This window comes from Streptomyces sp. TRM70350 (genome assembly GCF_019219825.1).
Classification (GTDB): Bacteria; Actinomycetota; Actinomycetes; order Streptomycetales; family Streptomycetaceae; genus Streptomyces.
In genome coordinates, this window is sequence record NZ_JAHUXH010000004.1 from 49,662 (window position 1) to 63,110 (window position 13,449).

The window sequence follows — 13,449 nt, forward strand, 5'->3', positions numbered from 1 at the left end:
CGAATCCCGCAACGTCGAGCATCATCAGAAATTGATATGCGACGCCTCCCTTGACAACGCCCGCACTGCACGGAAAGCATGTTGCGTATAGCGAATGTCGTTGTGTCATGTGAGACAACTCCCCATCTGGAGCCGGCATGAGGAGCATCACCGTCGTCGGAGCGTCGCTGGCAGGACTGAGCACGGTCCGCGCGCTGCGCGCAGAGGGCTATGACGGCGAGATCGTCGTCGTGGGGGAGGAGCGCCACACTCCCTACGACCGCCCCCCGCTGTCCAAGGAATTCCTCAAGGGCGACATCGACGCCGAGGGGCTCGCGCTCGGCGACGCCGACGAGTACGAGGTCCTGGACGTGCAGTGGCTGCTCGGCGAGCGCGCCGTGCGGCTCGACCCCGTCGCCCGCACCGTCACCCTGGCCGGAGGACGGCATGTGCGCACCGACGGCATCGTCATCGCGACCGGTGCCGGCCCCCGGACTCTCCCCGGCGCCGACGGGCTGGCGGGCGTCCACACCCTGCGCACCCTGGACGACGCCCAGGCCCTGCGCGCCGAACTGCTCGACGGCCTGCCCCGGGTCGTCGTCATCGGCGCCGGGTTCATCGGCGCCGAGGTGGCCTCCACCGCACACCGGCTCGGGCTCCACGTCACCGTCGTCGAGGCGCTCCCCGTACCCCTGGAGCGCCAATTCGGGCGCGAGATGGGGCTGGTGGTCTCCTCGCTCCACAACGATCACGGCGTTCAGCTGCTGTGCGGAACCGGCGTGGCGGAACTGCTCGGCGAGGGCCGCGTCACCGGCGTACGGCTGGCTGACGGGCGGGTGCTGCCCGCCGACGTCGTCGTGGCCGGTGTGGGCGTGCGGCCCAACACCGACTGGCTCGCCGGCTCCGGTGTGCAGGTGGACGACGGCGTGGTGTGCGACTCCGGCTGCTCGACCGGTGTCCCGGGCGTGGTCGCCGTTGGTGACGTCGCCCGCTGCCCCCACCCGTTCACCGGACGGCACGCCCGCATCGAGCACTGGAGCAACGCCACCGAGCAGGCGAAGACCGCCGCCCGCACGCTGCTGACCGGTGCGTCGGCCCCCGCCCCGCTCACCCCGCCGTACTTCTGGTCCGACCAGTACCAGGTCCGCATCCAGGTCGCCGGACACGTCGCCCCCGGCGCCGAGCCCGAGGTCGTCGGTGGCGACATCGACAGCCGCACCTTCACGGCCGTCTACCGGCGCGAGGGCACCCCCGTCGCCGTGCTCTCCCTCAACCAGCCGAAGTTCTTCAACCGGCTCCGCCGCACCCTCGTCCCCGCCACCGCGGCCGTCGTGTCATGACCTCCGCGCCTCGACTCCCCCTGGAGTGCGAAGGGGAGACCGCCACGAGCATTCCGCGGCACCTGCGGTACACCTGGGACCACGAGTGGCTCGTCGTGGACGAGGGCAACGCCACCGTCGGCATCACCGCGTTCGCGGCGCGGGCCCTCGGTGACGTGGTCAACCTCCGGCTGCCCGAGGTCGGCACCTGGGTCGAGGCAGGGGAGAGCTGCGGACAGATCGAATCACTGACCGGCGTCAGCGGCCTGTACGCCCCCGCCTCGGGCCGGGTCCTGGAAGTCAACACCGCGCTGGCCGACGACCCCGGCGCCGTCAACGCCGCCCCCTACACCGGCGGCTGGCTGTTCCGGCTGCGGGTCGAGAACATCGCCGGCGCGCTGACCCCCGATGCCTACGCCGCCCACTGTGCCCACACCCAAGGAGACCGCCGATGACCCTGTTCAACCAGCCCCTGCACGAGCTCGACCCGGAGGTAGCCGCCGCGGTCGACGCCGAGCTGGAGCGCCAGCAGTCGACCCTGGAGATGATCGCCTCCGAGAACTTCGCGCCCGTCGCTGTGCTGGAGGCGCAGGGTTCGGTCCTCACCAACAAGTACGCCGAGGGCTACCCGGGCCGCCGCTACTACGGTGGCTGTGAGCACGTCGATGTCACCGAGCAGATCGCCATCGACCGCATCAAGGAGCTGTTCGGCGCCGAGTACGCCAACGTGCAGCCTCACTCCGGCGCTTCGGCGAACCAGGCGGCTCTGTTCGCCCTGGCCCAGCCCGGCGACACCATCCTGGGTCTGGACCTGGCCCATGGTGGCCACCTCACCCACGGCATGAAGATCAACTTCTCGGGCAAGCAGTTCAACGTCGTTCCGTACCACGTGGACACCGAGTCCGGTCTGGTCGACATGGCGGAGCTGGAGCGGCTCGCGAAGGAGCACCGGCCGAAGGTGATCATCGCCGGCTGGTCGGCGTACCCGCGGCAGCTGGACTTCGCCGAGTTCCGGCGGATCGCGGACGAGGTCGGGGCGTACCTGTGGGTGGACATGGCGCACTTCGCCGGTCTGGTCGCGGCCGGGCTGCACCCGAACCCGGTGGAGTACGCGGATGTCGTCACCTCCACGACGCACAAGACGCTGGGCGGGCCGCGTGGCGGCATCATCCTCGCCAGGCAGTCGTTTGCGAAGAAGCTGAACTCCTCGGTCTTCCCGGGCTTCCAGGGCGGTCCGCTGGAGCACGTGATCGCGGCCAAGGCGGTGTCCTTCAAGGTGGCCGCGTCGGAGGAGTTCAAGGAGCGCCAGCGCCGCACGGTCGAGGGCGCTCGCATTCTGGCGGAGCGCCTCACCGCGCCCGATGCCCGTGAAGCCGGGGTGAACGTGCTGTCCGGCGGCACCGACGTGCACCTGATCCTGGTCGACCTGCGCCACTCCGAGCTGGACGGGCAGCAGGCCGAGGACCGTCTCCACGAGGTCGGCATCACGGTCAACCGCAACGCCGTCCCGAACGACCCGCGCCCGCCGATGGTGACATCCGGTCTGCGCATCGGCACCCCGGCCCTGGCCACCCGCGGCTTCACCGCCGAGGACTTCACCGAGGTCGCCGACGTCATCGCCGAGGCGCTGAAGCCGTCGTACGACGCCGAAGCGCTCAAGGCCCGGGTGAAGGCCCTGGCCGACAAGCACCCGCTGTACCCCGGCCTGTAACCGACACCCTCCCACAGGGGCGTGCCGTGACCTTTCGTCACGCCCCACCAATCCCACGGAGTATGGCGTGGCAATCAGCGTCTTCGACCTGTTCTCCATAGGCATCGGCCCGTCCAGCTCGCACACCGTCGGCCCGATGCGCGCCGCCGGGATGTTCGTGGCCAGGCTGAAGCAGGACGGCGTGCTCGCCCAGACCGCCGCGGTACGGGCCGAGCTGTTCGGCTCCCTCGGTGCCACCGGCCACGGCCACGGCACTCCCAAGGCGGTGCTGCTCGGCCTGGAGGGCTACGAGCCGCACACGGTCGACGTCGCCCAGGCCGACCTGGACGTCGAGCGGATCCGCAGCACCGGACGCATCCGGCTCCTCGGTGCCGAGATCGGCCCGGCCCACGAGATCGACTTCGACGCCTCGACCCAGCTGGTCCTGCACCGCAGGCGGTCGCTGCCGTACCACGCCAACGGCATGATCCTCTTCGCGTACGACGGCGACGGCGTGCCGCTGCTGGAGAAGACGTACTACTCCGTGGGCGGCGGCTTCGTGGTCGACGAGGACGCGGTGGGCGCGGACCGGATCAAGCCCGATGGCACCGTGCTGGCCCACCCGTTCAGCACCGGCGACGAACTGCTGCGCCTGACGAAGGAGACCGGCCTGTCGATCTCCGCGCTGATGCTGGAGAACGAGAAGGCCTGGCGCACCGAGGAGGAGATCCGCGCGGGCCTGCTGGAGATCTGGCGGGTCATGGAGGCCTGTGTCGCACGCGGACTGGGCCGCGAGGGCATTCTCCCCGGCGGTCTGAAGGTCCGTCGCCGCGCCGCCGCCGCGGCCCGGGCCCTGCGCAGCGAGGGCGACGCGGCGGGCCGCGCCATGGAATGGGTGACCCTCTACGCGATGGCCGTGAACGAGGAGAACGCCGCGGGCGGCCGGGTCGTCACCGCCCCGACGAACGGCGCGGCGGGCATCATCCCCGCCGTCCTGCACTACTTCCTCGACTTCGTGCCGGGAGCCGACGAGGACGGCATCGTCCGCTTCCTCCTCGCGGCGGGCGCCATTGGCATGCTCTTCAAGGAGAACGCGTCCATCTCCGGCGCCGAGGTCGGCTGCCAGGGCGAGGTCGGTTCGGCCTGCTCGATGGCCGCCGGTGGTCTCGCCGAGGTGCTCGGCGGCAGCCCCGAACAGGTCGAGAACGCCGCCGAGATCGGCATGGAACACAACCTCGGGCTGACCTGTGACCCGGTCGGCGGCCTGGTCCAGATCCCGTGCATCGAACGCAACGGCATGGCCGCGGTGAAGGCCGTCACCGCCGCCCGGATGGCGCTGCGCGGCGACGGCCGCCACCACGTCTCCCTCGACAAGGTCATCAAGACCATGAAGGAGACCGGCGCCGACATGAAGGTCAAGTACAAGGAGACCGCCCGCGGCGGCCTCGCCGTCAACGTCATCGAGTGCTGAGGAGACGGACGGAGCGAGACAGGGACGAAGCAGGAGAAAGGGCCGCAGCCATGCTCATCGACACCCACGGTCGCGTCGCCACCGACCTGCGGGTCTCGCTCACCGACCGGTGCAACCTGCGCTGCACGTACTGCATGCCGGAAGAGGGCCTGCGGTGGCTGGCCAGGCCCGACCTGCTCACGGACGACGAGGTCGTACGGCTGGTCCGGATCGCGGTCACCCGACTCGGCGTCGAGGAGGTCCGCTTCACCGGCGGCGAGCCGCTGCTGCGCCCCGGTCTCGTCGGGATCGTCGAGCGGTGCGCCGCCCTCGCCCCGCGCCCCCGGCTGTCGCTGACCACCAACGGCATCGGCCTGGAGCGGACCGCCGAAGCCCTCGAACGCGCCGGCCTGGACCGGGTCAACGTCTCGCTGGACACACTGCGCCCCGCCGTCTTCAAGGCCCTGACCCGGCGGGACCGCCACCACGACGTGCTGCAGGGCCTGGCCGCGGCTCGCGCCGCCGGGCTCGCCCCGGTGAAGGTCAACGCCGTGCTGATGCCCGGAATGAACGACGACGAAGCACCCGAACTGCTCGCCTGGGCCATGGAGAACGACTACGAACTCCGGTTCGTCGAGCAGATGCCGCTCGACGCCCAGCACGGCTGGCGGCGCGACGGCATGATCACCGCCGGGGACATCCTGGAAAGCCTGAGCACCCGCTTCACGCTCACCCCCGAGCCGGACGAGGCCCGCGGGTCCGCGCCCGCCGAACGCTGGCTCGTCGACGGCGGCTCGGCCCGGGTCGGCGTCATCGCCTCCGTCACCCGCCCCTTCTGTCGCGCCTGCGACCGCACCCGGCTCACCGCCGACGGCCAGGTGCGCACCTGCCTGTTCGCCCGGGAGGAGTCCGACCTGCGCGGGGCATTGCGCTCCGGAGCGCCGGACGAGGAGATCGCGGGGCTGTGGAAGCGCGCGATGTGGGGGAAGAAGGCCGGCTCCGGCCTCGACGAGCCGTCCTTCCTCCAGCCCGACCGGCCGATGTCGGCCATCGGCGGCTGACACCCCGGGCGTACAGCGCAACGACGTCCACAGACAGAACCAGGAGTGAGGCCATGGGACGGGTCACTGAGCGACGGCGCGTGGTCCGGGTGCGGGACGGTGCGGTGAGCATGCGTCCGGACACGCTGGTGGCGGAGGAGCCACTGGAGATCCGGCTCGGCGGCAAGCCGTTGGCCATCACCATGCGCACGCCCGGGGACGACTTCGCGCTCGCCGCCGGCTTCCTGGTGAGCGAGGGCGTCGTGAGCCGGGCCGAGGACGTGTCGAACATCGTGTACTGCGCCGGTGCCACGCAGGACGGCTCGAACACGTACAACGTGGTCGACGTGCAGCTCGCCCCCGGCATACCGCTGCCCGACATCACGCTCGAACGGAACGTGTACACCACGTCGTCGTGCGGACTGTGCGGGAAGACGAGCCTGGACGCCGTACGGACCACGGCGCGGTGGCCGATCGCCGACACGCCCCCGGTCCGGGTCACCCCCGAGCTGCTGGCCGCCCTGCCCGACCAACTGCGGGCCGCGCAGAGGGTGTTCGACCGGACCGGTGGTCTGCATGCCGCCGGACTGTTCTCGCCCGAGGGCGAACTGCTGGACCTGCGGGAGGACGTCGGCCGGCACAACGCCGTCGACAAGCTGATCGGCCGCGCACTGCGCAACGGCGAACTGCCGCTGTCCCGGACCGTCCTGCTCGTGTCCGGGCGGGCGTCCTTCGAACTGGCGCAGAAGGCCGTCATGGCGGGCATCCCGGTGCTGGCGGCGGTCTCGGCGCCCTCCTCCCTCGCCGTGGACCTGGCGGCGGAGACCGGGCTCACTCTTGTCGGCTTCCTGCGCGGCGGCTCCATGAATGTGTATGCGGGCGAGCAGCGCCTCGACCTGGATGCCGGGGCCCCGGACGGAGACCCGGCGAGGTGAGCCAGTTCGTGATCCGTTTCGAAGGGCTCCACAACCGTACCCTCAGCCCCACCCACAGCAGCACCCTCGTTGGCCCGCCGCGATCGCGGCCACCCGGCGCTCACAGCCGCCCCCGCCGCGTCGCCATGCTTAGCGTGCACACCTCACCCCTGCACCAGCCCGGCACCGGCGACGCGGGCGGCATGAACGTCTACATCGTCGAACTGGCCAAGCGCCTCGCCGCCATCGACATCGAGGTGGAGATCTTCACCCGGGCCACCTCCGCCGCGCTCCCGCCCAGCGTCGAACTCGCGCCCGGTGTGTTGGTACGGCACGTGGACGCCGGACCCTACGAGGGTCTGGCCAAGGAGGACCTCCCGGCCCAGCTGTGCGCCTTCACGCACGGCGTCACGCAGGCCTGGGCCGACCACCACCCCGGCCACTACGACCTCGTCCACTCCCACTACTGGCTCTCCGGCCGCGTCGGCCGCCTCGCCGCCGAACGCTGGGGCGTCCCCCTCGTCCACGCCATGCACACCATGGCCAAGGTCAAGAACGCCAACCTCGCCGACGGCGACACCCCCGAGCCGGCGGCCCGCGTTCTCGGCGAGACTCAAGTCGTACGGGCCGCCGACCGGTTGATAGCGAACACCGAGAAGGAGGCGGAGGAACTCCTCCGCCACTACGACGCCGACACCGGACAGGTCGCCGTCGTCCACCCCGGTGTCGACCTGGAGCGCTTCCGGCCGGCCGCCCGGGGTGTCGAGGCCGGACGGGCCGCGGCCCGGTCCCGCCTCGGCCTGCCGCAGGACGCGCTGATCCCGCTGTTCGTGGGCCGCATACAGCCGTTGAAGGCGCCGGATGTACTGCTGCACGCGGTGGCTCAGTTGTTGGCGGAGCGGCCGTGGCTGCGTGAGCGGGTCGTGGTGCCGGTCGTGGGCGGGCCCAGCGGCAGCGGCCTGGCCACGCCGGAAGGACTGCAGAAGCTGGCGGCCCGCCTCGGCATCTCCGACGTCGTGCTGTTCCGGCCGCCGGTCGGCCAGGACCAGCTCGCCGACTGGTATCGGGCGGCGTCCGTCCTGGTCATGCCCTCCTACAGCGAGTCCTTCGGCCTGGTGGCTGTCGAGGCGCAGGCCTGCGGCACCCCTGTGATCGCTGCTGAAGTCGGCGGCTTGCTGGTGGCGGTGAAGGACGGGGTGAGCGGCGTTCTCGTACCAGGGCACGACCCGGTGGACTACGCGGAAGCGCTGTCCGGCTTCGCCGACGATCCCGCACGCTCCACCCGGATGGGCGAGGCCGCAGCCCAGCACGCCCGCTCCTTCGGCTGGGATACGGCCGCGGCGACGACGGCGAACGTGTACGCCGCGGTCCTGCAGGAGCGCAGGCTCCGCGCGCCGGCGTGACGCGCACCGGCTGCGGGCGGGCGACTCGCTGGACTTCTGGCGGGTGGAGGAGATCGAGCGGGGGCGGCTGCTGCGACTGCGGGCCGAGATGCGGCTGCCCGGCCTGGCCTGGCTGGTAGACGGCGACGTGGCCAACAACCAGCTCAACTGGCAGTGGGTGGCCGGCACCGGCACCGACAGCCGGCCCAACCGGGTCCTCAACCCCGTCACCCGGGCCAGGCGGTACGACCCCGACGGCACCTACGTCCGCCGCTGGGTGCCCGAACTGGAAGGCCTCGACGCTCCGGCGGCGCACGAGCCGTGGAAGCTGCCCGGCCCGGACCGTGCCGCGCTCGGCTACCCCGATCCGGTGGTGGGGCTGACCGAGGGGCTGGACCGGTTCCGGCGCGCCCGCGACCGGCGGGGCTGAGGGCGGGGCTTCGCCGCGGCCCGACGCACCGCCCCGCTGCTGCGGCCCCTGATGCGAGCCGCTGCGGGCCGGCTGGGGCGCGACGATCTGGCCTACGCGGAGCGCCGCTGGGCCCTGCGCTCTACGGAGCGCTCTCCCGGCTGACCGGCACCTGAGCACACGACCGGGGCATCATCGGCGGGGCCCGGCGCCGCACCGCCCGGCACATCCAACGCTCTGGGCGCCCGTACGCAGGGCGATGAGCCTGTGCGAAAGGGCATCCGCCAGGGGGAGGGCGGCCTCCAGCAGCTCCTTGACATGACCGGCTATCTGGCGGTCGAGATGCAGCGCAACACCCTGCTGCGGGCCGGTGTCCGGCTGGCGGTCGAGCAGGGGTTGGTGGGCAAGCAGGAGTACTCGATATACGAGTGGTGGGCCGACCGCTTCCACCAGGATCTCGTCGTCGCGCGGCAGAAGGGACAGCTGATCGACGGCGTGGACGAGGCCGCCTTCGCCCAGCTCCTGGTCGCCGCGTACACCGGTACGCAAGTCATGTGCCAGCTCTCCACCGGGCGTGCCGACCTGCCGCGCCGGATCACCGACATGTGGCGCTGCCTCCTGCCGGCCCTGGCCCCGGCCGACGTCATCTCCGGCCTGCGGATTCCCGCGGCCGACCCGGATGGCGTCGGGTGAGCCGTCCCCTTCGGGCCGTACTGACCGGGGCCACGGGCTTCGTCGGCTCACGGGTCCTGCACAGACTGGCGGCGTCCGCTCGTGAGACCGGTCGCGAAGTCTCGATACGCGCGCTCGGCCGTTCCGCGCCCCACTCCGCCCCGCCGGGCGTGACGTGGACGGTCGTGGACCTGACGGACCCAGGGTCGCTGCGTACGGCGGCGAGCGGAGCGGACGTCCTGATCCACCTCGCCTCACGCGTCTCCGGCGACGAGGCCCAGCGCGCGGCGGTCAACATCGAGGGCACGACGGCCCTGGTCGACGAGGCCGTCCACTGGGGCGTGGACCGCATCGTCCACCTGTCGACCGCCGCGGTCTACGGACCGGGCCCGCACCGCGGGATCACGGTGAACGAGATCACACCCGCGCCGGTCTCGCCAGCCAGCCGCACCCGGCTGGCTGGCGAGACCCCCGGTGCTGGCCGCGGGCGGGACCGTGCTGCGCTCGGGACTGGTCCTGGGGGCGGGCGACCGCTGGGTGGTGCCCGCTCTCGCGGAGCTGCTGGAGCGGGTTCCGGCCCGGTGGGACGGTGGCCGCGGACTGCTGTCCCTGGTGGACGTGGACGACCTGGCCCGGTTGATCACCACCCTGGCGACGGCTATCGACGCACCGGCGCCCGGCGTGTACCACGCCAGCCATCCCCGCCCCGTCAGCAACGGTGACCTGATGGCGGAGCTGGCGGCGCTGGACGTGCTGCCCGCCGCCGAGGAGGACTGGCCCTGGGAGACCTGCCTCGACCGCCTGCGGAGCACCCCCGGCCGCATGAGCGAGCGTCAGTTCTCGCTGCTCGCCCAGGACCACTGGTACGCGGGCGAGGAGATCTGGCAGGCCACGTCCTGCCCGCCGGGCCCGGGCCCGCTGTCGCGCCTCGCGGCCGCGGCGCCCTGGTACCGCTCGTTCCTCGCGGAGCGGTAGGGGAGCGACGGCGGCAGCGGCCAGTCAGGGGGCACGGTCTCGCGGAACGGGCTCCCCGGCACCTCCGGGAAGAAGACGAAGCCCTCGTTGGCCAGGACGTGTTTGTCGTACGGCTCCGTGTTGTTCGCCGTTCTGCGTCACGATTCGGGCGATCCTCGCAGTCGGGGCCCGGCCTGGTTCCCCAGTGGCTCAGACCTGCGCTGTGTCTTTTGGGTCTCGTGCCAGTCGTTGCAGGGTGCAGAAGACGTGGGCGGCGGAGACGAGGGGTGACGTGGTGGTGCCGGCCGGTCCTGGTACGGCCCTCCAAGTGGGCCAGGCCCAGAGCCTGTCTGATCTCTCGGTAGTCGTGCTCGATGCGCCAGCGGAGCATGGCCAGCCGCACCAACGTCGCCAGGGGCATCCCAGAGGGCAGGTTCGACAGCCAGAACCGCACCGGTTCGCTCTCGCCGGCCGGCCACTCGGCCAGCAACCACCGCTCGGGCAGCTCCGGATCGTCGACGGCCTTGCGGACGCCGCGACCGGCCGCGCGGCCGTCCGGCCAGCCGCGATGACCAGGTCTTTCACGGTCTGCGAGGGCTGGGGATACCGCATCTTCGGTGGACGCCCGGTGCCTCGGGTTTCAAGACGCCCACGGCCACCAGGACGAGTCCTTCGGCGCCGCGTGCGGTATCGACGGCGGCATCACGGCCTGAGGCGACCGTGCCCCGGTCCGCAGGGGGGATCAGGGGACCGCAGCGCACGGAGCCCGCGCCGCCGGGACCGGTGCCGTCAACGAGGCGTGCTCTCCACTCGATCGACCTTCTCCTCGGACAGGGGGTCCCAGGCCTGCTGCGCGGTTGCGGCCTTGGGCAGCCAGCGAAGTGCCAGGATGCCGAGCGCGACGTGCAGGAAGCCGGCCACCGCTACAGCCGCGTGCAGGCCGGTGACGAAGGCCGACTTCGCGTCCGTGACCACCGCGGACGTGAGACCGGGCAGTTGCAGGGTCTCGTCGAGCGTGGGGGCGAGGTCAGGCCCTTGGAGCCGGAAGAGCAGCGCGGCGAGGGAGCCGATGAGCGCGATACCGAGGGCGTTGCCGATCTCGTTGCTGGTCTCGGCGATCGCGCCGGCTGACCCGGCTCGTTCGGCGGGCACCGCGCCGACCGCGGTGTCGGCGACGACGCTGAAGGAGATGCCGTAGCCGAGACCTGCAATGGACGTGGACGCGATGTACCAGCCAACCCCGCCGGTGATGGTGGTGGGGAGCAGGAACAGCAGTCCTGCCGCGATGGAGAAGTGGCAGATGACGAGAATCGTCCGCTTGCCGATGCGGTCGACCACCATGGGCGTGACGACGCAGGTGACGGTGAGGACCACCGCGCCGGGAAGGGCCAGGAGGGCTGCCTGCAGGACAGGAAGGTCCAGAACGGACTGGAGGTAGACACCTGACAGGTAGGCGGCTGCCGACCAGGCTGCCAGCGGCAGCAGGCCGGTGATGATCGCGACGGTGAAGACCCGGTCGCGGAAGAGGGACAAGTCCATCAACGGGTACTCGAGGTGTCGCTGCCGACGCACGAACAAGGCCAGGAGCACGACGCCGCCCAGTCCCACGAGAACGGAGAGCAGCGAAAATCCTTCGGCGGCCGCGTGCTTGAGGGCGTACACGACACCCAGGAGGCCGGCCGCGGAGGCTACGAGGCTGAAGCCGTCGATGCTGCCGGGACTGGTCGTACTCACTTCACGCAGCAGGATGGGTGCGAAGACGAGGAACAGGGCGATGACGGGCAGGTTGATCAGGAAGACCGAGCCCCACCAGAAGCGTTCCAGCAGGACGCCACCTGCGACGGGGCCGATGGCGAACCCTGCCGCGAAGGCCGCGGCGAAGACACCGATGGCCTGCGCCCGCCGCCTCGGGTCGGTGAACAGCTCGCTCAGCACAGCCAGGGCCGACGGCAGAAGAGTCGCGCCGGCCACACCCATCAGAGCGCGGGACGCGATGAGAAGCTCCGCGTTGGGCGCGAAGGCGGATGCCACGGACGCGAGGCCGAAGACGGTCGCTCCGATCATCAGCAACTTCAGCCGACCGTACCGGTCCCCGATGTTGCCGAACGCGATCAGTAGCGAGCCGACCGCGAAGCCGTAGATGTCCAGGGTCCACAGGGCCTGATCGGCCGTGGGTGTGAGGTCCTGACTGACCCGCGGCATCGCCAGGAACAGGATCGACCCGTCCATGGAAACCAGCAGGACGGGCCCGAGTACGACCAGCAGTCCCAGCCACGCACGCAGGCCGGGTGAGTTGTGTGTGTGCTGTTCCGACATGCCTCGACCGTCGGGCACAGCCATGTCGACAGCCACACCCCTGCTGGGGGTACACCTGACAGGTATACCCAGTGGTGCGCACGCTCGGCTTACGCTTGCCGTCGTGGAGAGCCTCGGAACGTTCTTGAAGAGCCGTCGTGACCGGGTCACCCCGGAAGAGATCGGGCTGCGCACACATGGCACAGGGCGCCGCGTTCCCGGGCTGCGACGGGAAGAGCTCGCCCAACTCGCCGGAGTGAGCGCGGGCTACTACACACGGCTCGAACAAGGGCAGGCCGAGACGGCGTCGGAGCAGGTACTCGACGCGCTCGCCCGGGCGCTGCAGCTCGACTCGACCGAGACAGTGCACCTGCACAATCTCGCTCGGCACTCGGCGACGCCACGGCTTGCCGAACCCCCAGCGGAAGAACCCCACAAGCGCGTCCTCGCGCTCCTGGAATCCCTCGGCGAGACCACGCCGGCGATCGTCCTGGGGCGCCGCGGAGACGTGCTCGCGTGGAACCGCAGCGGGCACGCGCTTCTTGCCGAGCACATCGCCTTCGAGACACCGGACGAGCCGGAACGTCGCCCGTCGATTCCCCGCATGTTCTTCCTCGATCCGGTCACGCGTGACCTGTACAGCAACTGGCACACGCTCGCCCGCGCTCACGTCGCGTACCTCCGGCTTACCGCCGGCCGCTATCCCACCGATGCGCGCCTGGCGGGGCTGATCGGCGAACTCACCATGCGCAGCGACGACTTCTCGGCCCTGTGGGCGAATCGGGATGTCGCGGACTGCACCACGGGAACCATGCACATACAGCACACGACCGTGGGCGCCGTGAGTGTCGACTACCAGGTCTGGTTGCAGCCGGACAGCCCTGACCATCGCCTTGAGGTCTACACGCCCAATGACTCAAGCTCCGCCGACGCCTTGCAGATTCTGTCCCACCCGAGCCACCGTTGCGCCGACTCCCTGCGAGACGACTGATCGACGGGCTCACCATCACCGTTATGCCCGCGATCCCATCACCGCCAGGGCACACGATCTGCTGGGCAGTCGCCCTCGTGCGACGGACATGACATAGACGTTCGTCGGCTTTTACCCTGGGGTGCTCAAGTAGGTAGCGTCGAGTCGCGAGCAGGGTGGCGCCCCGGATTTTTCACACGTGTGCGCCAGTACATCGTGCCCGATTTCTATGATCCCCTTCCCGTCCGAAACGGGACGGCGTCGCGGGAAGGCTACCGGCCACCAATCCCTCTCGCTGTCAACCGAGATCAGGTCCGTACACGACGCGGAGAGCAGACATGCGACTTGCGCAAGTGATGGAAAACGTGATGGTGC

11 protein-coding genes and 4 pseudogenes are annotated in these 13,449 nt (G+C 70.8%); 13 read left to right on the top strand and 2 right to left on the bottom strand.

Going from position 1 to position 13,449, the window contains the following annotated elements; genetic code table 11:
- The first annotated feature begins 137 nt into the window (after window positions 1-137).
- From KWI83_RS08255 to KWI83_RS38220, 12 genes and pseudogenes are all read left to right on the top strand, one after another.
- Entirely contained in the window at window positions 138-1,319 is a 1,182-nt protein-coding gene (locus KWI83_RS08255; protein WP_218513633.1) for an NAD(P)/FAD-dependent oxidoreductase, read from the top strand.
- Window positions 1,316-1,753, top strand: a complete 438-nt coding sequence (gene gcvH / locus KWI83_RS08260) for a glycine cleavage system protein GcvH (RefSeq protein WP_218513634.1) — start codon at window positions 1,316-1,318, stop codon at window positions 1,751-1,753. The genes KWI83_RS08255 and gcvH overlap by 4 nt, the downstream gene beginning before the upstream one ends.
- On the top strand, window positions 1,750-3,009 hold the full coding sequence (gene glyA / locus KWI83_RS08265) for a serine hydroxymethyltransferase (protein WP_218513635.1): 1,260 nt from the start codon (window positions 1,750-1,752) through the stop codon (window positions 3,007-3,009). Before gcvH ends, glyA begins: the two co-directional genes overlap by 4 nt.
- A 67-nt stretch (window positions 3,010-3,076) precedes the next feature.
- A complete protein-coding gene (locus KWI83_RS08270; protein WP_218513636.1) occupies window positions 3,077-4,459 on the top strand; it encodes an L-serine ammonia-lyase in 1,383 nt (460 codons plus the stop codon).
- Window positions 4,460-4,509: 50 nt separating this feature from the next.
- The gene (moaA, locus tag KWI83_RS08275; RefSeq protein ID WP_218513637.1) at window positions 4,510-5,499 is read left to right on the top strand and encodes a GTP 3',8-cyclase MoaA; all 990 of its coding nucleotides are present in this window, start codon (window positions 4,510-4,512) and stop codon (window positions 5,497-5,499) included.
- A gap of 53 nt (window positions 5,500-5,552) precedes the next feature.
- Window positions 5,553-6,413, top strand: a complete 861-nt coding sequence (fdhD, locus tag KWI83_RS08280) for a formate dehydrogenase accessory sulfurtransferase FdhD (RefSeq protein ID WP_218513638.1) — start codon at window positions 5,553-5,555, stop codon at window positions 6,411-6,413.
- The gene (gene mshA, locus KWI83_RS08285) at window positions 6,410-7,795 is read left to right on the top strand and encodes a D-inositol-3-phosphate glycosyltransferase (protein ID WP_308121997.1); all 1,386 of its coding nucleotides are present in this window, start codon (window positions 6,410-6,412) and stop codon (window positions 7,793-7,795) included. The genes fdhD and mshA overlap by 4 nt, the downstream gene beginning before the upstream one ends.
- A 103-nt stretch (window positions 7,796-7,898) precedes the next feature.
- Window positions 7,899-8,204: pseudogene (locus KWI83_RS08295) on the top strand (FAD-binding domain-containing protein); the annotation flags it as partial.
- Between the two features lie 3 nt (window positions 8,205-8,207).
- Window positions 8,208-8,348: pseudogene (locus KWI83_RS38210) on the top strand (DUF5914 domain-containing protein); the annotation flags it as partial.
- A gap of 102 nt (window positions 8,349-8,450) precedes the next feature.
- The gene (locus KWI83_RS08300; protein ID WP_218513640.1) at window positions 8,451-8,876 is read left to right on the top strand and encodes a hypothetical protein; all 426 of its coding nucleotides are present in this window, start codon (window positions 8,451-8,453) and stop codon (window positions 8,874-8,876) included.
- Window positions 8,873-9,265 (top strand): annotated as a pseudogene (locus KWI83_RS38215) (NAD-dependent epimerase/dehydratase family protein); the annotation flags it as partial. The gene KWI83_RS08300 and the pseudogene KWI83_RS38215, both read left to right, overlap by 4 nt.
- Before the next feature lie 64 nt (window positions 9,266-9,329).
- The gene (locus KWI83_RS38220) at window positions 9,330-9,830 is read left to right on the top strand and encodes a hypothetical protein (RefSeq protein ID WP_256362036.1); all 501 of its coding nucleotides are present in this window, start codon (window positions 9,330-9,332) and stop codon (window positions 9,828-9,830) included.
- Window positions 9,831-10,019: 189 nt separating this feature from the next.
- Here KWI83_RS38220 and KWI83_RS38225 read toward each other — a convergent pair.
- Together KWI83_RS38225 and KWI83_RS08310 are read right to left on the bottom strand one after the other, a co-directional pair.
- Window positions 10,020-10,323 (bottom strand): annotated as a pseudogene (locus KWI83_RS38225) (transposase); the annotation flags it as partial.
- Window positions 10,324-10,598: 275 nt separating this feature from the next.
- Window positions 10,599-12,125 (bottom strand): MFS transporter, encoded by a 1,527-nt coding sequence (locus KWI83_RS08310; RefSeq protein WP_218513641.1) that lies wholly within the window; start codon window positions 12,123-12,125, stop codon window positions 10,599-10,601.
- A 103-nt stretch (window positions 12,126-12,228) separates the two neighbouring features.
- Between KWI83_RS08310 and KWI83_RS08315 the strand changes: the two genes are divergently transcribed.
- Window positions 12,229-13,095, top strand: a complete 867-nt coding sequence (locus tag KWI83_RS08315) for a helix-turn-helix transcriptional regulator (protein WP_308121998.1) — start codon at window positions 12,229-12,231, stop codon at window positions 13,093-13,095.
- Window positions 13,096-13,449: the final 354 nt, after the last annotated feature.